The sequence below is a fragment of the Staphylococcus sp. OJ82 genome (assembly GCF_000294465.1).
Lineage (GTDB): Bacteria > Bacillota > Bacilli > Staphylococcales > Staphylococcaceae > Staphylococcus > Staphylococcus equorum.
Genome location: NZ_ALPU01000010.1, coordinates 218,557 through 239,623, shown reverse-complemented (window position 1 = coordinate 239,623; position 21,067 = coordinate 218,557). Strand labels below are relative to the sequence as shown.

21 protein-coding genes and 1 pseudogene are annotated in these 21,067 nt (G+C 33.5%); 18 read left to right on the top strand and 4 right to left on the bottom strand.

Annotated features, from left to right (window positions below; genetic code table 11):
- Window positions 1–78 precede the first annotated feature (78 nt).
- The 5 genes and pseudogenes from SOJ_RS08595 (at window position 79) to SOJ_RS08575 (ending at window position 4,876) form a co-directional block, all read left to right on the top strand.
- Complete coding sequence (locus SOJ_RS08595) at window positions 79–1,077, top strand: LacI family DNA-binding transcriptional regulator (protein WP_002507682.1); 999 nt, start codon at window positions 79–81, stop codon at window positions 1,075–1,077.
- A gap of 44 nt (window positions 1,078–1,121) precedes the next feature.
- A complete protein-coding gene (rbsD, locus tag SOJ_RS08590; protein WP_002507681.1) occupies window positions 1,122–1,511 on the top strand; it encodes a D-ribose pyranase in 390 nt (129 codons plus the stop codon).
- A 12-nt stretch (window positions 1,512–1,523) separates the two neighbouring features.
- Window positions 1,524–3,016, top strand: a pseudogene (locus SOJ_RS08585) (sugar ABC transporter ATP-binding protein).
- A complete protein-coding gene (locus tag SOJ_RS08580; RefSeq protein ID WP_002507678.1) occupies window positions 3,003–3,944 on the top strand; it encodes an ABC transporter permease in 942 nt (313 codons plus the stop codon). The pseudogene SOJ_RS08585 and the gene SOJ_RS08580 overlap by 14 nt, the downstream one beginning before the upstream one ends.
- 17 nt (window positions 3,945–3,961) lie before the next feature.
- Window positions 3,962–4,876 (top strand): D-ribose ABC transporter substrate-binding protein, encoded by a 915-nt coding sequence (locus tag SOJ_RS08575; RefSeq protein WP_002507677.1) that lies wholly within the window; start codon window positions 3,962–3,964, stop codon window positions 4,874–4,876.
- Between the two features lie 110 nt (window positions 4,877–4,986).
- Here SOJ_RS08575 and msrA read toward each other — a convergent pair whose 3' ends face one another.
- The gene (gene msrA, locus SOJ_RS08570) at window positions 4,987–5,490 is read right to left on the bottom strand and encodes a peptide-methionine (S)-S-oxide reductase MsrA (protein ID WP_002512388.1); all 504 of its coding nucleotides are present in this window, start codon (window positions 5,488–5,490) and stop codon (window positions 4,987–4,989) included.
- A gap of 139 nt (window positions 5,491–5,629) precedes the next feature.
- Between msrA and SOJ_RS08565 the strand changes: the two genes are divergently transcribed.
- Window positions 5,630–6,610, top strand: coding sequence for an LCP family protein (locus tag SOJ_RS08565; protein WP_002507675.1), 981 nt, complete (start codon window positions 5,630–5,632; stop codon window positions 6,608–6,610).
- A 129-nt stretch (window positions 6,611–6,739) separates the two neighbouring features.
- On the opposite strand, the gene SOJ_RS08560 is transcribed toward SOJ_RS08565, so the two are convergent.
- Window positions 6,740–6,925: a 2-hydroxymuconate tautomerase gene (locus SOJ_RS08560; protein ID WP_002507674.1), complete on the bottom strand. Its 186-nt coding sequence runs from the start codon at window positions 6,923–6,925 to the stop codon at window positions 6,740–6,742.
- A gap of 150 nt (window positions 6,926–7,075) precedes the next feature.
- On the opposite strand from SOJ_RS08560, the gene SOJ_RS08555 reads away from it, so the two are divergent.
- Window positions 7,076–8,338: a Y-family DNA polymerase gene (locus SOJ_RS08555; protein ID WP_002507673.1), complete on the top strand. Its 1,263-nt coding sequence runs from the start codon at window positions 7,076–7,078 to the stop codon at window positions 8,336–8,338.
- Between the two features lie 241 nt (window positions 8,339–8,579).
- Here the strand turns inward: SOJ_RS08555 and SOJ_RS08550 are convergent, their stop codons facing one another.
- Window positions 8,580–9,671 (bottom strand): prephenate dehydrogenase, encoded by a 1,092-nt coding sequence (locus SOJ_RS08550; RefSeq protein WP_002507672.1) that lies wholly within the window; start codon window positions 9,669–9,671, stop codon window positions 8,580–8,582.
- A gap of 236 nt (window positions 9,672–9,907) precedes the next feature.
- Between SOJ_RS08550 and SOJ_RS08545 the strand changes: the two genes are divergently transcribed.
- Window positions 9,908–10,840: a D-2-hydroxyacid dehydrogenase gene (locus tag SOJ_RS08545; protein ID WP_002507671.1), complete on the top strand. Its 933-nt coding sequence runs from the start codon at window positions 9,908–9,910 to the stop codon at window positions 10,838–10,840.
- 538 nt (window positions 10,841–11,378) lie between these two features.
- Window positions 11,379–12,416, top strand: coding sequence for a M42 family metallopeptidase (locus tag SOJ_RS08540; RefSeq protein ID WP_002507670.1), 1,038 nt, complete (start codon window positions 11,379–11,381; stop codon window positions 12,414–12,416).
- A 153-nt stretch (window positions 12,417–12,569) separates the two neighbouring features.
- Here SOJ_RS08540 and SOJ_RS14400 read toward each other — a convergent pair whose 3' ends face one another.
- On the bottom strand, window positions 12,570–12,665 hold the full coding sequence (locus SOJ_RS14400) for a type I toxin-antitoxin system Fst family toxin (protein ID WP_002512389.1): 96 nt from the start codon (window positions 12,663–12,665) through the stop codon (window positions 12,570–12,572).
- Window positions 12,666–12,926: 261 nt separating this feature from the next.
- Here SOJ_RS14400 and SOJ_RS08535 point away from each other — a divergent pair, with 261 nt between their 5' ends.
- From SOJ_RS08535 to SOJ_RS08495, 9 genes are all read left to right on the top strand, one after another.
- Complete coding sequence (locus SOJ_RS08535) at window positions 12,927–13,136, top strand: hypothetical protein (RefSeq protein WP_002507669.1); 210 nt, start codon at window positions 12,927–12,929, stop codon at window positions 13,134–13,136.
- Window positions 13,137–13,667: 531 nt separating this feature from the next.
- Entirely contained in the window at window positions 13,668–15,074 is a 1,407-nt protein-coding gene (locus tag SOJ_RS08530; RefSeq protein ID WP_002507668.1) for an anthranilate synthase component I, read from the top strand.
- Entirely contained in the window at window positions 15,071–15,667 is a 597-nt protein-coding gene (locus SOJ_RS08525) for an anthranilate synthase component II (protein ID WP_002507667.1), read from the top strand. The genes SOJ_RS08530 and SOJ_RS08525 overlap by 4 nt, the downstream gene beginning before the upstream one ends.
- Window positions 15,636–16,652, top strand: coding sequence for an anthranilate phosphoribosyltransferase (gene trpD, locus SOJ_RS08520; protein ID WP_002507666.1), 1,017 nt, complete (start codon window positions 15,636–15,638; stop codon window positions 16,650–16,652). Before SOJ_RS08525 ends, trpD begins: the two co-directional genes overlap by 32 nt.
- Window positions 16,636–17,418, top strand: coding sequence for an indole-3-glycerol phosphate synthase TrpC (trpC, locus tag SOJ_RS08515; protein ID WP_002507665.1), 783 nt, complete (start codon window positions 16,636–16,638; stop codon window positions 17,416–17,418). The genes trpD and trpC overlap by 17 nt, the downstream gene beginning before the upstream one ends.
- Window positions 17,415–18,044: a phosphoribosylanthranilate isomerase gene (locus SOJ_RS08510; RefSeq protein ID WP_002507664.1), complete on the top strand. Its 630-nt coding sequence runs from the start codon at window positions 17,415–17,417 to the stop codon at window positions 18,042–18,044. The genes trpC and SOJ_RS08510 overlap by 4 nt, the downstream gene beginning before the upstream one ends.
- A 2-nt stretch (window positions 18,045–18,046) precedes the next feature.
- Window positions 18,047–19,261, top strand: coding sequence for a tryptophan synthase subunit beta (gene trpB, locus SOJ_RS08505; RefSeq protein WP_002507663.1), 1,215 nt, complete (start codon window positions 18,047–18,049; stop codon window positions 19,259–19,261).
- Window positions 19,254–19,991, top strand: coding sequence for a tryptophan synthase subunit alpha (trpA, locus tag SOJ_RS08500; RefSeq protein WP_002507662.1), 738 nt, complete (start codon window positions 19,254–19,256; stop codon window positions 19,989–19,991). Before trpB ends, trpA begins: the two co-directional genes overlap by 8 nt.
- Window positions 19,992–20,138: 147 nt before the next feature.
- A complete protein-coding gene (locus SOJ_RS08495; protein ID WP_002507661.1) occupies window positions 20,139–20,798 on the top strand; it encodes a type 1 glutamine amidotransferase domain-containing protein in 660 nt (219 codons plus the stop codon).
- Window positions 20,799–21,067: the final 269 nt, after the last annotated feature.

Here is a 21,067-nt window from a genome sequence, read left to right as displayed (position 1 = left end):
GCAAATATCTCTACAGAAAATTAATCTAATAAATAGAACATATGATTGTTCTATTAAATTATAAAAAGGTGTGGTAATATGAAAGCGGTTACACAAATTGAGGTGATTGCATTGGCAACTATAAAAGAAGTAGCTCAATTGGCAGGATGCTCAGTAGCAACTGTCTCTAGAGCAATCAATAATAATGGTTACGTAAAAGCACAAACAAGAGCACAAATTGAAAGTGCGATTAGCGAGCTGAATTATCAACCGAATGAAGCGGCACGTACGCTATATAAGCGAAAATCTAAAATGATAGGATTATTGCTTCCAGATATTAGTAATCCGTTTTTCACACTTATTGCTCGTGGAGTAGAAGATGTCGCTTTAGCACACGGTTACCAAGTATTGATAGGTAATAGCGACAACGATATTGATAAAGCGAAAAATTATCTTTCTACATTTGTAGCACACAATTGTACGGGTATGATTTCAACAGCACTAAATGAAAATGTAATTGAAAATACACTTCATTCATATGGTATTCCATTTGTATTTGTTGATCGTATTCATGATGGCAATAAAGGGATTTCAACAAATCATTTTGAAGGTGGTCAACTCCAAGCTCAATTAATCATTGAAGGACAGGCACAGCACGTATTAATCGTACATTCTGATTTAAACGTATCTGCATTCCAATCACGCGTGAATGGTGTAGAAACAGTACTCAACCAACATAATGTGTCATATTGCCGTTGTGAAGAAGACCAAATAGATGACGAAGCACAATTTATTAAACAAATACGCCAAAATCATATCGATAGCATTATATGTAGTAATGATTTAATTGCGATTAAAATATTGGGTGTGATTCAACAACATGGATTTAAAGTGCCGAAAGAGATACAACTTGTTGGCTATGATGACATACCATTTGCAAAAATGACATTTCCTCAAATTACAACAATAGACCAATCGGCATACCGTATAGGTGAGCTTGCTGTATCGAAACTACTCAATTTATATGAGGAGGGAGGCGAGCATCACGTTGATCAAGTAGCAATTACAGTGAAGCGAAGGGAAAGTACGAGATTTTAATGCGCAACATGTAACGGGTTACATAAAATTTTAGGAGTGATTGAATGTATAAGACAGGTATATTAAATAGTGAAATTTCAAAATTGTTAAGTGATTTAGGGCATACAGATCAAATTATCATTGCAGATTGTGGACTTCCAGTTCCAGAAGGTGTGAAAAAGATTGATCTAGCATTGGAATTTGGAAAGCCTTCTTTTATAGAAGTGTTTAATCTTATAAAAAAACATATGGAAATCGAGCAAATGACATTAGCTGAAGAAATGATAACGCAAAACACGACATTATATCAGACATTATCAGCTGAAAATATTGAAATTAAAACGACATCACATGAGCAATTCAAAGTCCAAAGTAAAACAGTTAAAGCCATCATTCGCACAGGCGAAGCTAAACCATTTGCTAATGTCGTACTAACAAGCGGTGTTTTATTTTAAGGGGTGAATAAGATGATAAAGATGGAACAAATATATAAATCATTTGGGCAAAATGACGTATTAAGAGGCGTGGATTTTGAAATCGGTGATGGTGAGATACATGCCTTAATGGGAGAAAATGGTGCTGGAAAGAGTACGTTGATGAAAATACTCACTGGTGTATATAAGTCGGATAGTGGGTCTGTTGAAGAAAACGGTGAAGCGATTCAATTTAAAAATACCAAAGACGCGGAACTTAATGGTGTGTCGTTCATACAACAAGAGTTAAATATATGGCCTAATTTAACGGTATTAGAAAATTTATTTCTCGGTAAAGAGGAAACAAAGTTCTTAGGTATTGTTGATAATAAAGCGATGAAAAAACAGGCAAATGCTATTTTCAATAAGTTAAATATTAATATCGACTTAATAAAGAAGCGGGTGCTTTATCTGTAGGTATGCAACAGATGTTAGAAATTAGTAAAGCTTTAATGCAAGATTCAAAAGTCATTATTATGGATGAGCCTACTGCAGCATTAACAAATAACGAGATTGATATTTTGTTTGAACAAATTCGAAAACTAAAAAGTGAAGGCGTGTCATTTGTCTATATCTCTCATAGAATGGAAGAAATTTTCAGTATTTCAGATCGTATTACAGTAATGCGAGACGGACGTTCTATTTTAACTTCTGCAACTGCAGATACAACAAATGCGAATATTGTTAAGGCAATGATTGGTAGAGACTTAGATAATCAATACCCAGATAGACATTACACACAAGATGAGGAAGTTGTTCTTTCTGTTAAAAATCTCAGTTCAACTGAACATAAATTGAATGATATTCACTTTAATCTACATAAAGGTGAAATTTTAGGTTTTAGCGGATTGATGGGTGCAGGACGTTCTGAAATTATGCGTGTATTGTTCGGTTTAGATAAAGGGCATATGCAAGTAACGCTCAATAATAAACAATTACAGATAAATAATCCTAATCAATCTATCAAACAAGGCTTAGCATTTATCACAGAGAACAGAAAAGAAGAAGGTTTGGTGCTGCAAGATTCAATATTAGAAAATATCTCATTACCAGCGTTGAAAAGTTTTTCGAAATCCGGCTTTTTAACACGAAGTTCTATGGAGCAATATGCAAAACAAATGATTCAACGCTTGAATATTAAAGGTAAGAAAAATGATGCTTGTGTGGATTTATCAGGTGGTAACCAGCAAAAAGTTGTGATTGCCAAATGGATAGCGACTGCGCCACATGTTCTCATATTAGACGAGCCTACGCGTGGTATTGATGTAGGTGCGAAAAGAGAGATTTATCAATTGATGAATGAATTGACCGAACGAGGCATGTCTATCATTATGATTTCATCAGAATTACCTGAAATCATAGGTATGAGTGATAGAGTGGCCGTTGTGCATGAAGGAAATATTGCAGGCGTGTTAGAGAAAGCATCATTAACAGAAGAACGTATTATGACATTAGCTACTGGAGGGGAAGTACATGACACAGTCTAAATTATCAATTTCATATTTAGAAAAAATAATTCCATTTATTGGGTTAATCTTACTAGTTATTATCATTAGTGCATTAAACAGTGCATTTTTAGAACCATCCAACTTATTTAATTTACTGAGACAAGTATCGATTAATGGACTCATTGCATTTGGTATGACATTTGTTATTTTAACGGGCGGTATTGATTTGTCGGTTGGTTCTACATTGGCGTTATCAAGTGCAATGGTAGCAATTTTAATGGTATCAGGTGTAGATTCAATAATTGCCCTATTACTTGGATGTATCTTTGGTGCAGTTCTAGGGGCAGTTAATGGTTTGTTAATTACTTTAGGTAAGATGGCACCATTTATCGCAACGTTGGCTACTATGACCGTCTTTAGGGGCTTAACACTCGTAATTACGGATGGTAACCCGATTACAAACTTAAATGGGAGCTATGCATTCCAATTATTTGGTCGTGGTTACTTTTTAGGCATACCTGTTCCGGCAGTCACAATGTTTGTTACGTTTATCATTTTATATATTTTGCTACATAAAACAGTATTTGGTAGACAAACTTATGCTATGGGAGGTAATGAGAAGGCAGCATTTATTTCTGGTATTAAAGTAAATAAATTAAAAATCATGATTTATAGTTTAGCTGGCTTAATGTCGGCAATGGCAGGTGCAATATTAACATCACGTTTAAACTCTGCTCAACCAACAGCAGGGATGTCATATGAGCTAGATGCGATTGCAGCCGTTGTACTGGGTGGTACATCACTTACGGGTGGTAAGGGACGCATACTCGGTACATTAATCGGTGTACTTATTATCGGTGTGTTAAACAATGGTTTGAACTTATTAGGAGTTTCATCATTCTATCAACAGGTTGTTAAAGGTGTAGTGATTATCATAGCTGTATTAATTGATAGAAAGAATAAATAGTGTGGGAGGTTAACAAGATGAAAAAAATATTAATCAGTGCAATTGCTATTTTATTATTTTTAACAGGATGTTCACTTGAGTCTCCTTTGGAAAATAATGATGGTGGTAAGTCAGATAAGAAAAAATCTGATATTGTCATCGGTGTAAGTATCTCCACGTTAAACAACCCATTCTTTGTGAAAATTAAAGATGGTATTGAAGACGAGGCAAAAAAACAAGGTGTTAAAGTGAAGTTTGCAGATGCGCAAGATGATGCAGCAAAACAAGCAAACGATATTGATGATTTAATACAACAAAATGTAGATTATCTTATTGTGAATCCTACAGACTCAGATGCAATTTCTGGTAGTATACAAATAGCGAATGATCAGAATATACCAGTAGTAACCTTAGATAGAGAAGTTGCTAAAGGGGAAGTCGCTTCATTTATTGCGTCAGATAACGTTAAAGGTGGAGAAATGGCTGCAAACCTCATCGTTGATAAATTTGGAGAAGGTACTAAAGTTGCAGAGTTAGAAGGTATACCTGGGGCAAGTGCTACAAGAGAACGTGGTAAAGGGTTCCATAACGTAGCAGATGACTCACTTGACGTGGTATCCAAACAAAGTGCGAAATTTAATAGAACAGAAGGATTGAACGTAACTCAAAATATTATTCAAGCACATCCAGATATTAAAGCCATCTTTGCACAAAATGATGAAATGGCATTAGGCGCAATAGAAGCGGTTGGCAGCAAAGATATTAAAGTTATTGGTTTCGATGGTAATGAAGATGCAATTAAATCAGTAGACAAAGGTAAGTTATATGCTACGGTCGCGCAACAACCTGATTTGATGGGTGAAGAAAGTTTGAAAACAGTAATAGATTTACACAATGGTAAGGAAATAGAGAAGAAGAATAAGATTCCATTAGAAATGAAAAAACAAGAGTAGTAGCTAAAAATAGCTTGAAACGCTATAGCAGATTAATAAGTGAGTATGATCATATAGTATAAGAAGGCCGGATGCATAGAAGATATGCTCCGGCTTTTATGATTGATTTGTTATTGCTTATAATTTTGACGTTCATTTTGTTCTTCGGCATAACGTTCTGGATTTTTTTTATAAAATTCTTGATGTTCTGCTTCAGCTTTATAAAACTTAGAAGCGGGCAAGATTTGAGTTGCAATTGCTTTGTCTCTATTAATCGTGTGTTTTAATTTTTCGATATACGTTTCAGCTACTTCCTTTTGATTGTCATTAGAATAAAAAATAGCTGTCTTATACTGTGAACCTCTATCTTGGAATTGTCCGCCGTCATCAGTTGGATCTATTACAGAAAAGAAAATTTCTAATAATTTATTATATGAAAACAATGCGACATCATATTCGATTTCGACGGTTTCATAATGCCCAGTGTTGCCAGTCTTGACTTGTTCATATGACGGGTTATCAACTGTACCTCCCATATAACCAGAGGTTACTTGTTCAATACCTTCATACGTGTCAAAAGGCTTGACCATACACCAAAAGCAACCTCCGGCGAAGTATGCTTTGTTTATATTCATGCTTAACATCCTTTCTGTATTAGACCTTAGTACCATATATTAAGATATTACTTGATTTTTATACTCTTTTTATATAACTTTAATATATGTTAATTATAGTACATAGAAGTGCAATTTTGAAGATATAAGGTTGATACTAATGAATAAGGACAAAAAAAGAAGTACATCAGATGCGAACGAAGAAACAACACAAGCCCCTTTACGAAGGGTGAAAAAGAAGCGGATTAGAAAGCTTCCCTTCATTATTTTAATTATCATTATCCTATTGGCGATAGTGATTGGTTATGCAATTCATGGTTATAATTCAGGTATTGATTATGCTAAAGACCATGGTAAAACACTGAAAGAGCATAAATTTAATGGTGCTCAAAAAAATGATGGTAAGATTACAGTCATGGTGTTAGGTGCAGATAAGGAGCAAGGCGGTATCTCCAGAACAGACTCTATTATGATTGCTCAATATGATTTTGTGCATAAAAAGTTGAAAATGATGTCTGTCATGCGTGATATCTATGCGGATATTCCTGGAAATGGGCAACATAAGATTAACTCTGCATATTCTATAGGCGGTCCAGAATTAATGAGAAAAACGCTGAAGAAAAACTTAGGTGTAGATCCTGAGTATTACGCTATTTTAGACTTTACTGGTTTTGAAAAAATGATTGATGAACTAGAACCTAACGGTGTACCTATAGATGTTGAAAAAGATATGTCAAAAAATATAGGTGTATCACTGAAAGAAGGTCACCATCGATTAAATGGTAAAGAGCTTTTAGGTTATGCTAGATTTAGACATGATGCTGAAGGGGACTTTGGTCGTGTCCGTAGACAACAACAAGTGATGCAAGCACTTAAAGGAGAACTTGCAAGTATCGATACACTTCCTAAATTGCCGCGTGTTGCTGGTATTTTAAGAGGTTACTTGAATACGAACATGCCAGACTCTGCAATTATGCAAGCAGGTTTAAACTTTGGTATTCGAGGCGATAAAAATGTTGATTCTCTAACGTTACCTGTCGAAGGAAGTTACCAAGATATTCAAACATTTGGTGATGGTAGTGCATTAGAAATCGATAAAGCGAAAAATAAAGAAGAAGTTCAGAAGTTTTTAAACGAATAATATAAGGAAGTTACCATATGTGGTAATGACAAAACAAAAGGTAGACAGTCATTTTTATGATGTCTACCTTTTTTGTCATTAAAATTTTTGTTTGGGGTTGTCTATAAGTATAAATTTAGCATAGATAATTTATTGGTCGGATTTTCTAACGCCAGCAACACCATAGTGTGATGCTTTCATTTCTTCAATAACAACTTGTATTGCTTCTTTATTAGCGCCTGTAGTTTTTTCTACAGCTTGTGTTACCTCAGAGACTAAATCTTTAAGTTGATCATCTGAACGACCTTCTAATAATTTTACATTAACGATTGGCATATGTATTTCCTCCTATAACAGTTTGAACTTATTATATCATGAAAATTCTCAAAATTCTAAAAACAATTAAAACAGAACAATTGTTTTTATTAGTATTGAATGAGAACACTTGTTCGTATATAATAGAATTAATTGAGGGAGGTATTTGATATGTATGATTATAATCTAGTGGAAGAAAGAGATGTATTGTGTATAGACCAAAAGAGTTTTTTTGCAAGTGTGTCTTGTATTCAAAAAGGATTAGATCCATTGAAGGAGAAATTAGCCGTTGTTGCCGATACGAAGAGACAAGGATCAGTTGTTTTAGCTGCTACAGGACCTTTAAAAGCACTAGGTATTAAAACTGGGTCAAGACTGTTCGAAATACCACATAGAAGCGACATATATATTATTAATCCGAGTATGAGAAAATATTTGGAAGTGTCCGTAGCAATATCAAAAATTGCATTACGTTATGTAGCGCCAGAAGATCTACATCAATATAGTATTGATGAGTTTTTTATGGATGTTACGGATAGCTATCACCGTTTTAGTACTACGATTCATTCTTTTTGTGAAAAACTGCAATGTGAGATCGAAGAAGAAACAGGAATTAACTGTTCTATTGGTGTTGGCTCAAATATGCTTTTAAGTAAAATCGCAATGGACGTAGAAGCGAAACATTCTTCTAGTTTAATTGCAGAGTGGCGTTACCAAGATGTCCCGAATAAACTTTGGCCTATTCAGCCGTTAAGTGAATTTTGGGGAATTAGTAGGAAAACAGAAGCAAAATTGAATAAACGAGGTATTTTTACTATAGGTGATTTAGCCAATTATCCTTATCAATATTTAAAGAGAGATTTAGGGATTGTAGGCGTTGATTTACATTTACATGCGAATGGCATAGACCAAAGTAGAGTAAGAGATAAATATAAAGTAATGAATCCGTCGATTTGTAAGAGTCAAATACTGATGCGCGATTATCATTATGAAGAAGCTAAAGTTGTCATGCGTGAGTTGATCGAAGATGTTGCTAGTCGTGTTAGGGCAAGAAATCAATTAGCAAAAACCATTCACTTTTCATTTGGTTATAGTGATGAAGGTAGCGTTAATAAACAATACACCTTACCGGATCCGACGAATTTGGAAGAGCAAATTTATAAAGTCGTTGAACATTTCGCAGATAAATTATGTGATCATACTATGTTATTTAGAACTGTAAGTGTTTCATTAACGAAATTTATAGATGAAAAAGACAGACAGTTAAACTTGTTTATAGATGAATATGAAAGAAAAAGAAATGAAAAATTAGCAAAAACCATTGATGCCTTATATCAGAAATTTGGTCGAGGCATCGTATCTAAAGCTGTATCTTATACTGATGCAGGTACAAAACATGGTCGCCTAGGACTCATGGCAGGTCATAAGATGTAAAAAAGTGCTTAGCATATTAGATAACAAAGTGTTTAAACCTATTGATAAAATTATTCGACGTAAAGCATTGATTTGTACGCGATCTTCTCAATCACAGCATCAGCCTATAGTCTTCGGCTCGTGCTTTTTTCGCAAGATTCAGCTCAAATCACTATCATTATTAAATAATAGTTAGGAATTAATAATGTTAAATATAAAAATAAGCCAAACGTCTTTATTAGCGTTTGGCTTATTAATTAAATCAGGCTATATAAGTATCAAAATCGCTCAGTGCTTCAGCACCTTTCTTGCGATCTTCTGGGTTTTTAAAACTAATACGTAACGCACCATAAATATCTTCACGCACTTCTAAAATTCTTAGGTTGCTTATAGAAATATTATGTAAACTCAAGATATTTGTAACTTTGCTTATCATACCCGATTTATCCGGAATATCCACATATAGATCATACTCAATAGATAGCGCGCCTTGTGATTTAAGGGGAAGTTCATCACGATATATTTTAGCATCGTTATAAAAATCATATAAGTCATCAGAGCTATCACGCTCGATGAGAGCAATAACATCTTCCATTTGTGTTTTCCATTCGTTTAAAATAGTTAAGATTGTGTTTTTATTTTCAATCGTAATGTCTCGCCACATAACAGGGCTACCACTCGCAATTCTTGTGATATCCCTAAAGCCACCAGCTGCAAGTGTTTTTACAAGGTTAGATTCATCAGCATGATTGGCATTTAAATGTACCAAGCTCGAAGCAATGATGTGGGGGACATGACTTACGACACCTGTCACGAAATCATGCTCTTTTGGAGTTATAGAAATAAACTTCGCATCTGTAGTTTTTAATAAACTTTGGATTTCTTCAAAAGCCATGTCATTAGCTGATTCATTATGAACGAGTATATAAAATGCATTTTCAAATAAATGTTTTTTAGCATTTAACACACCTGACTTATGACTACCCACCATAGGGTGTCCACCAATCAGATGGATATCGTGAGATAAAAGAAGTTGTTCATATTGTTGAATGGTTGACTTTGTACTGCCAGTATCTGTAATAATCACATTCTTTTTCATATGATAGTTTGGTAATTCTTGTAAGTATTTTATCGTTTGTTGTACCGGTGTTGCGTAAATGATGATATCTGCACTTTCAACGCTCGATTTATAATCTGTCGATTGAAAATCAATAATACCTATAGATAAAGCTTTATCTAATTGAGAGGTATCTGCATCATAAGCTGTGATTTCTATATCATCATGATAATATCTTAAATTACTCGCTAGACTTCCGCCAATAAGACCTAAGCCAACGAAAAGTATTTGTTTCATTGTGCGAATCACCTCTATCAAAATTTTCAGAATAGTAACATTGTAAAGCAGCAAATGTTATTTCGCAATATGCATAAACTCTGAAAATGAAGATTTAACTTACTAAGCAAGTTATAATTTAATGAATTGATATATACTTTGTATGATGAAAAGGTATGAGATAATTCAATAAAGATTTATGTATGAAAGAATAAAAACAAAATAAAAAGCATTTAAATTATATAGGAGTGGTGAAATTGAATATACAAAATATTTTGATTGCTGGTCAATATGAATCTGCTTTTCAGCAATATTTGATGCATTTAGAAAAGTATCATTTGCGTTTTCAATCGATTGATATGATTTCAGAAGGTGATATGGAGTGGGCAGATGCTTATGTAGGCTTTGCGCCTAGTAAAGTATTTCATCCTGCTAAGGTAAGTTGGGTCCATGCGTTTAATGCCGGTGTAAATAATTTTTTGGCAATAGAGGGTTGGAAGACATCAAATACGGTGTTAACTAGAACTGTGAGTGACTTTGGAGAAAAAATGAGTGAATATTGTTTGAGTTATATATTAAAAGACTTGCAACATCACAAATTATTCCAATCCCAACAAAAAGATAAACTCTGGTCATGCGAAACACCTGTTGCCTTGAAAGATCAAACAATAACGATATTCGGTACTGGTGAAACTGGAAAAGTAATAGCAAAAGTTTTATCGTCATTTGGCACAACTGTATATGGTGTTTCAAGTAGTGGCGAAAATAAAAAGTACTTTAAACAAGTAAATACGTTAGGAACATCTAAACCATTGATTGAACAATCGGATTATATTATTAGTACCTTACCGTTAACACAACAAACTGAAAAACTATTTAATGAACAAATCTTTAGATATTTAAATAATGCTTATTTTATAAATGTTGGTAGAGGGCAGGCTGTTGATACAAACCAACTTATAAAGGCACTAGATTCTGGAAAAGTCAGACATGCAGTATTAGATGTCTTTGAGTCAGAACCATTACCCAAATCATCAGAGTTATGGCACAGGGAAGATGTTACGATAACGCCACATATTTCAGCTTTAACAGATTTAGATGATGCTATTTCATGCTTCTGTAACACATTAGAGCATATAGAAAGAGATGAAACATTATCCAATCAAGTAGACTTCAATAGAGGTTATTAAATTGTAATAAAAATATAAGTTATTTGTGTTTTAATGTACAAAGTATGATTTTTTTACTGGATCTTGATCGCAATAAAATTTCATATTAAAAGCAAATGAGTCTTTTATGAATCAAGACTCATTTTTTAATATTCTTATAAAGGTGATTTTTAACCAAGCTATAACCGAGATAAATGATTACCCAAGTTAGAATAGCTAAATAGACAAATATAATTATAATATTTACGTCACTGTTCCCATTAAACCAATTTATCAAAATCACTATGCTTCTTATAAACAAAGCCCACATAATTATATTTAAAATTAATTTTTTTAATATAATTCAGCCACCTTATTATGAAATGTAATTTGTTACAATATTTTATAATGAATTCCATATACTGTAAATCAATTTTAAAATTTTTTTATACTATTTGTATAAAATTATAAAGTTTTGCGTTTAGCATTACTGTCATCAAATAGGAATTTCTATTCAGAATATTACCAATTTTAGAAAATAACAGTTAAACTAAAGATATACATATAAGGAGGGGATAGTATGACGGAATCCATTTTTACGACAATTCAAGCATTAACGAATATTAATAGTCCTTCAGGGCATGCAGAAAAGGCAGTTAAATACGTTAAAGATGAAGTTGAAAAGTTAGGTTATACGACTCATATTACTAACAAAGGCGCGTTGATTATTACTGTAGAAGGCGAGAATAATCAAGACCATAAATGTATTACAGCCCATGTGGATACATTAGGTGCGATGGTAAAAGAAATTAAGGAAGACGGTCGCTTAGCATTAGATTTAATTGGTGGCTTTAGTTATAACGCAATAGAAGGGGAATATTGCGAAATTGAAACTTCTGCAGGACAAACTTACACAGGGACAATATGTCTACATGAAACAAGCGTACATGTATATCGTAATAATGATAATGAGCCTAGAAACATAGACCATATGGAAGTAAGACTAGATGAAAAGGTAAATACAAAAGCAGATACAGAACAATTAGGTATCGAGGTAGGTGATTTTATAAGTTTTGATCCTAGAACACAAATCACATCTTCGGGTTTTATAAAATCACGTCATTTAGATGACAAAGCAAGTGTTGCCATGATTATAGAGTTTTTAAAAGCAGTTAAAAAAGAAAATCTCAAATTACCGCATACGATTCAATTTTACATTTCTAATAATGAAGAAATAGGCTATGGTGCCAATGCTTCAATCTCATCAAATATTGTTGAATTTATTGCATTTGATATGGGTGCTTTAGGGGACGGTCAAGCTTCAGATGAATATACTGTTTCTATCTGCGCTAAAGATGCATCAGGCCCATATCATAAAGCATTACGTGAGCAACTCGTAAATCTATGTAAAACAAATAAAATCCCTTACAAAGTTGATATTTATCCATATTATGGTTCTGATGCTTCAGCAGCATTAAAAGCAGGTGCAGATATAAAACATGGCTTATTCGGTGCAGGTATCGAATCATCACATGCACTAGAACGTACGCATATTGATTCATTAAAAGCGACACAAGCATTGTTACATGCTTATTGTTTAGCACCGATTCAATTATAAATATATTGAACCCTAGATTATCTATTTAATTTTGCAATGCCCCTATATATGATGTTATAATATATTTAACAAGAGTTTCGTGCATTGAATGCACCAACCCCCTCGCTACCACTAATAGCGAGGGGGTTTTTTTGGTGTGGTTAATGTCGTCTTTTACTTGTCATTACGATTACGTAACCAATACGCAAATAAGGTAACGATGCAACCACTAATTACTGTGACAGTGGTATGAACAAGAGCTTCGATCATTAATATGCACCTCCTCTCTACGTCATATTGACGCCTGAGAGATAGACGACACTAATATTATATAATTTATAATATTAAAAATATATTCTATTATATTTTTGTTGATTAAGCATCGTATTCATAGATAATAAACCATTGATTTTCACATAAAATATCATAAAATAGTAATGGAAATTCAGCGGATTCCATGTACAAAGATGATAAGCTATGCTAAAAATAAGCTTGAATGTAACTTTTGTTTTTATGAAAAGGAGATACAGAATGAAAAAAACAGTAATCTTAAACCTTTTGTTTTTAATATTATTCATCATTTTTGCTTTAGCATTTTTCACTAACTTTTTTGGAAGTGGGGCGATATATGTCATTATTATTATGCCTATTTTAATGCTAGTCATTGGGGGTTATGTATTCAAAACCAACTTCAAAAAGTATAACCAAAATGATTTCAACAATAATCATCGCTTAAAGTAAAATAATAATTAATATAAATTCAAATGTTGACAAATTAAAAATATCCTTGTAGCATACTAGGTAATTACTTTTCGCAACTTAGGTTGCCATTTGAAAGATAACGTAGCATATATGACATGTAGCAAGCAGAAAGCTAATGGTTAATGGAAATTAGCACTACATATAATGTGAATTGGGCTTTTAGATGTAATTAAAAATTATAATATTTAAAGTGAACAAATAATTTGTTAACTAAGGTGGCACCACGGTAACGCGTCCTTACAGATATGCGTTAGTGTGGTGTTTTTTATATACAAAAAAATAAGAAAGCAAAATGAAGTAAGTAATGTAAAGGTAACAAGCAGAAAGTTAGTGGTTGATGGAAACTAACACCTACATATACTGAAATTGGGTTTTGTTGGATAACAAATGAATAAATCAATGAGAGAGTAGATTAAAGCAAGTATATATCTACTAATTTAGGTGGTACCGCGCGTCAGCGTCCTTAACAATGTTTAAGGATGCTGATTTTTTTATGAGGAGGAAAATAAAATGAAAGTGCAATATCAAAGATTAAATGCAGAAGTAACACCAGAAGCGTTAGCAAGATTGAGAGAAAATAAAATCGTATTAGAGAGTTCAGAACAATCGAAACTAAAAGGGCGTTATTCTATAGTGATTTTCGATACTTACGGTTCAATCACGTTAGATAATGAAATAATGACTGTATGTACACCAGAAGAAAACAGAATAGAACATGAGCAACCTTATAAAAAAATGAAAGATTTAATTGATCAATATAAAGCAGAAATTGAAGACGAAGCATTAGCGTTATTACCTTTTATTTCTGGATTTGTAGGGTCATGTAGTTTTGATTTAGTAAGACATGAATTTCCAGTACTAAAACAAATCAATCTTGAAGATCATCCACAACATGATGCTAAGTTTCATATGGTTGAAGATGCATATATATTTGACCATTACAAAGAGCATTTATACGTTATTGCAACAAACTTATTTTCAAAAGAAAATGACGAGGAATTAAAAGCACGTGTGGCAAAACGTGTAGAAGAATTAAAACAAATTACGATTTATCCTTCTGAGCTTGAACATATAGCTACAGAAAAAGAGATCAAATCAAATATTGCACCTGAACAATTTATTAATACAATTAGTAAAATGAAGTCACTTATTCAACAAGGTGATATGTTCCAAGTTGTACCATCTATCGTTTATAGTTACGAACATCATTTTGATCAACAATTACAAGCCATGTCTTATCAGCTTTATCAAAATTTAAAGCGTCAAAATCCAAGTCCATATATGTATTACTTGAATATGGATCAGCCGATTGTCGTTGGTAGTTCACCGGAAAGCTTTGTAAAAGTAAAAGGACAAACAGTAGTGACTAATCCAATTGCTGGAACGATAAAACGAGGTGCTACTGAAGCAGAGGACCAAGCAAACGAAGCAAGTTTAAAAAACGATGAAAAAGAATTAAGCGAACACAGTATGCTTGTTGATTTGGGTAGAAATGATATCCATCGTGTAAGTGAAACAGGGACTTCGATAATCGGTAAATTAATGACAATTGAACGTTACGAACATGTGATGCATATCGTTAGTGAAGTTACTGGAAAGCTTAAAGACAATTATTCACCGATGACAGTGATTGCGAGTTTATTACCCACAGGTACTGTATCAGGCGCACCTAAGCTAAGAGCGATTCAACGTATCTATGAAGTACAACCACAAAAACGTGGCGTTTACAGTGGCGGTATTGGTTATATTAATTGTAACCACGACTTAGATTTCGCATTAGCGATTCGTACAATGATGATTGATGACACGAACATTAATGTGGAAGCAGGGTGTGGTGTGGTTTATGATTCAATTCCAGAAAAAGAACTTGAAGAAACAAAATTAAAAGCTAAAAGCTTATTGGAGGTTTCACCATGATACTTATAGTTGATAATTATGATTCATTTACTTATAACTTAGTAGATATGATTGCAGAGAAAGAAGAAGTGATGATTAAATATCCGGATGATCCATCTATCTATAATCTGGACATCGACGGAGTAATCATTTCACCAGGTCCTGGCCATCCATTAGATACAGACGATTTAATGCAAATCATTGATCATTATAAAAATAAACCGATTTTAGGCGTTTGCTTAGGGTCGCAAGCTTTGACTTGTTATCATGGTGGCGATGTTATCCAATGTGATTATATAAAACATGGTAAAAAAGACCAAATGCGTATCACAAAAGAAACATTGTTATACACTGATATTCCAGAATATTCAGAAATTATGCGGTACCATTCATTGATGAGTAATCCTCAAACATTACCTGAAACATTAACAATAACGGCACAAACAGAAGATTGCATACAGTCATTTGAACACACACAATTGTTACATTATGGGATTCAATATCACCCCGAGTCATTTGCTACGGCACATGGTAAACAAATTATTAATAACTTTTTAAACATAATGAAGGAGGTAACAGAAGATGGAGCTACAAACACAGTTAAAACAATATAAACCACTCAACCAAACACAAATGAATGAATTTATAGAATTACTTATTTCTAAAAATCTAGAAGACAGCGTAAAAATCGAGTTACTCGAAACGTTTTCTGAAAAAGAAACTACACAAGAGGAGTTAACTTATATATCAAATAGTTTAATCCATTCTATGTATCGTGAACAACCGTACTATCCTAATGCTATGTGTGTTTGTGGCACAGGTGGAGATAAATCAAATAGTTTTAATATCTCAACAACTGTATCTTTTGTTATCGCTAGTGCAAGTGTACCCGTCATTAAACATGGTAATAAGAGTGTCACTTCATCATCTGGAAGCACGGATTTGTTAAATGCAATGGCTATTAAGTCAAGCACTGTTGAAGATACACCAAAACAATTAGACGACAATGGATTGGTCTTTTTAAATGCTACTGAAACATATCCGATAATGAAAAATATTCAACCTATCAGAAAAGGTATCAGCAATCCAACAATATTTAATATTACTGGTCCAATCATTAATCCTTTTAAATTAGATTATCAAGTCATGGGTGTTTACGAAACATCAAAATTAGAAAAAATTGCACAAACCTTAGCAGATTTAGGACGTAAAAAAGCCATCGTTGTATACGGTGCAAATGGCATGGATGAAGCTACATTATCTGGCGACAATATTATTTATGAAGTAACAGCAAATGAAGAAATTAAACAATATACGCTGAATGCAACAGATGTAGGTTTAGATTATGCGCCAAACGAAGCACTTGTTGGAGGTACACCACAAGACAACTTAGAAATCACGAAGCATATATTAAATGGAACAGATCATAGTGCTAAGAGAGATGTTGTTATCTTGAACGCAGGCATCGCACTCTATGTAGCAGAAAAAGCTGAAACAATAGAAGCTGGTGTGAAAGCAGCACAAGCATTAATCGAAAGTGGTAAAGCTTTAGCGCAATATAATAAAATGGGAGGCAAAACGTATGACTATATTGGATGAGATTGTAACATATAAAAGAGGTTTACTAGAGCAAGGCTATTATGAAGATAAGTTATCAACACTAGAAGCAGTGGATATTTCACATAAAAAAACATTCCAATCACAATTAGACGATTCAAATCAACTTGGGGTGATTGCTGAAATTAAATCTAAAAGTCCAACACTTGATGGATTACCAGCAAGAGACTTAGCCCAACAAGTGAAAGATTATGAAGCGCATGGCGCGAATGCAGTTTCTATATTAACTGATGAACACTATTTTGGTGGTAGCTATGAACGTTTACAAGCATTGACAACAGAAACATCATTACCAGTATTGTGTAAAGATTTTGTAGTAGATCCTATTCAAATTGATGTTGCTAAAAAAGCAGGCGCTTCGATAATATTACTTATCGTTAACGTTTTAACTGACCCAGAATTAAGAGAACTATATCAATATGCTACATCGCAAAATTTAGAAGTGCTCGTAGAAGTTCATGATAAAGAAGAATTGGCACGTGCATATAAATTAGATCCGAAAATTATCGGCGTGAATAATAGAGATTTAAAGCGTTTCATTACAGATGTCTTGCATACAAATGAGATTTTAGAAGATAAAAAAACAGGTTATTACTATATTTCAGAGAGTGGTATCAAAGATGAGCAAGATGTTCAAAATATCGTTGATTCGGGTATAGATGGTTTATTAATTGGTGAATCATTAATGAAATGTGATGACTTAAGTCAATTCTTACCAGGTCTAAAATTAGACAAGGTACAACGATGAAGTTAAAGTTTTGTGGCTTCCGCACATTAGCCGATGTAAACAAAGCAAAAGACTTAAATATTGATGCAATGGGGTTTATTCATTTTCCAAAGAGTAAAAGGTATGTTGATATTCCAACCATTAAACAATTGACTGAAGTTATACCTGACGATAAAGAAAAAGTAGTCATCGTTGTTAATCCAGATTATGACACGATTACCAATTTGATAACGCAGACGCAGATTTCAACAATTCAACTCCATGGTAATGAACCGTTAGAAACTGTACATTTTATTAAAAAAAGTAATCCTAACATTAAAGTTATCAAAGCCTTACCCGCAACAGACCAACAAACATTAACGACAGCTATTGATTATTATAAAGATAATGTAGATATGTTTATTATTGATACACCATCGAAGTCTTATGGTGGTACAGGTAAAGTATATGATTGGGAAATGTTAAAAACACTCAACGATGTTAACTATTTAATCGCAGGTGGTATGAATTACGACAATATACAAGCTGTAACATCTTTAGATTTAGCACATCAAGGCTATGATATCGCTAGTGGCATAGAAACAAATAATGAAAAAGATATGGAAAAAATGGCAGCAATTATTAAACTCGTAAAAGGAGCAAATTAATTATGAATAAAAATATAGAAACAGAAGCAGATGAATTTGGTTTCTTCGGTGCTTATGGTGGTCAATACGTACCAGAAACGTTAATGCCAGCAATTCAAGAATTGAAACAAGCTTATCAAGAAGCCAAAGCAGACCCTAAATTTCAAGAAGAATTAGATGGTTACCTTAAAGACTATGTTGGTCGTGAAACACCATTGACATATGCTGATTCATATACAGAAGCCCTTGGTGGCGCCAAAATTTATTTAAAACGTGAAGATTTAAATCACACTGGTGCGCATAAAATAAACAATGCATTAGGCCAAGCACTATTAGCCAAAAGAATGGGTAAAAATAAACTTGTTGCTGAAACAGGCGCGGGTCAACATGGTGTTGCGAGTGCGACGGTTGCTGCATTATTTGATATGGAACTGGTAGTATTTATGGGTGAAGAAGATATTAAAAGACAATCGTTAAACGTATTTAGAATGGAATTATTAGGTGCGAAAGTTGAATCTGTAACTGATGGTCAAGGGACGCTATCAGACGCTGTTAATAAAGCATTACAATACTGGGTAAGTCATGTAGATGATACGCATTATTTATTAGGTTCAGCTTTAGGACCAGATCCATTTCCAACTATTGTAAGAGATTTACAAAAAATCATCGGTACAGAAATCAAAGCACAAATTCAAGAAAAAGAAGGGCGTTTACCAGATGCAGTTGTAGCTTGTGTTGGTGGTGGATCTAATGCCATTGGTACATTCTACCCATTCGTTCAAGATGATGTGAAATTATATGGCGTAGAAGCTGCAGGTGAAGGTTATGATACAGATAGACATGCACTAGCGATTAACAAAGGTAAAGAAGGCGTATTACACGGTACTAAAATGTATCTCATTCAAGATGAAAATGGTCAAATTCAACAAGCACATTCCATATCTGCAGGTTTAGATTATCCTGGTGTTGGACCAGAACATTCGTATTATCACGATATAGGTAGAGTGAAGTTTGCAACTGTAAGTGATAAACAAGCGATGGATGCTTTAGTTAGATTTACAAAAGCTGAAGGTATTATTCCAGCTATAGAAAGTGCACACGCATTAAGCTATGTAGAAACGTTAGCACCAACGATGGGCAAAGATGAAATTCTTGTTGTTACAGTTTCGGGACGTGGCGATAAGGATATGGAAACGATTAGAAATTATATGAAAGAAGGCGGTGATTCTAATGCGTAAACTATTCATTCCATATATTATGGGTAATAAATCTTTTATTGAAAATCTTAAAACCGTCAGTGATGCAGGCGCTGATATTGTTGAAGTAGGTGTGCCATTTTCAGACCCAGTGGCTGATGGACCAGTCATTATGGACGCTGGTAGCAAAGCTATAGAAGAAGGCGTCAATATTCAGTATATTTTAGATCAACTTACTGAACATCGTGACTCAATATCAAGTAAATATGTATTAATGACTTATTATAATATTATAAATTTTTATGGAGAAGATGCATTTTTTAAAGCTTGTGAAAAAGCAGGTGTCTACGGTTTAATCATTCCTGATTTGCCACATGAACTTGTGCAACAATTAAAAGAACGTCATCCTGACAGAAAAGTGAATATTATTTCACTCATTGCTATGACGACATCTGAAGAACGTAGTAATCAAATCGCTCAAGATGCGGAAGGATTTATTTATACAGTAACAATGAACGCGACAACAGGAGAAAATGGTAAGTTCCATCCTGAACTTAAAGATAGAATTAAACATATAAAATCAATGTCCAATGTGCCTGTCGTTGCAGGATTTGGTATTCGTACACCAGAACATGTATCAGATATCATAGAAGCTTCTGATGGTGTGGTTATAGGGAGTGAAATTGTTAAACGATTAGCACGAGATCCAAAAGCAGACACAGTCAACTATTTTAATTCTATTAGAAGTGCGCTCGATAGAAAAAGTGAATAAAGCATTGTGTGTGTAATACGTTGGAATTATGGGTACGTTATTAAGAGAGAATACATTTTTGAAGTGTGTAGCATGTAATTTAAAGTGATGCAATTTCATAGAATTAAATATAGCTATTCTCTTATTTTTAAAAAGAGGTGACATAATTTGAGTAAAAAAGTCTTGTTTATCATAACAAGTGTAAACCAATTTGAAGATGGTACACCAACAGGATTATGGTTAGAAGAAGCAAGTGAACCTTATAATATATTAACAGCAGCAAACACTAATGTAGATATCGCTACAATAAATGGCGGGGAAGTCCCATTAGATCCCAATTCCACACAGAATGGTGAGCTTAATAAATATAAAGCATTTGTTGAGCAAACGAAATCAGCATCAAGTATAGAAGATATAGATGTGAGTCAATATGACGCTGTATATTTACCAGGAGGTCACGGCACTGTATTTGATTTTGCCCATAATCAGAAGTTAGCTTCAGTACTTGCTGACTTTAAAGCAGATGATAAAATCATTGCATCTGTATGTCACGGACCGAGTGCTTTTGTCGGTGCTAAAGATAAGAAAGGTAACTTCCTAGTGAAGGGTGTGACGTTAACTGCATTTACAGATGAAGAAGAACGTGCGATGGGCTTTGAGGACAAAGTACCTTTCTTAACTCAGTCAGAATTAGAAAACCAAGGTGCTCAATTTGTAACTCAAGACAACTTCACTGAACACGTAGAAACAGATAACCAATTTATTACTGGTCAAAATCCACAATCAAGCGTAGCAATAGGTGAAACATTACGAGATGCTTTAAATTAGAACATAGTATGATAGATAGGGAGTGGGACAGATATACATGTTCCACTCCTAACTATAAAGAAAACTGGAAAACTTATTAAGTTTTCCAGTTTTTGTTGTTATAACTATGGGCAAATGTGTTTAATTGCTTATTCTTTGTTAAAATAAAAGTAGTGATATAATAAGTCATACATAAAGTTCATGTATAATGAATTTATATATGCTATTGATTTAGTTTTATAAATGGTTATTGTATAATAATCAAGATTGAAGTTTAAACTCAAATAAAA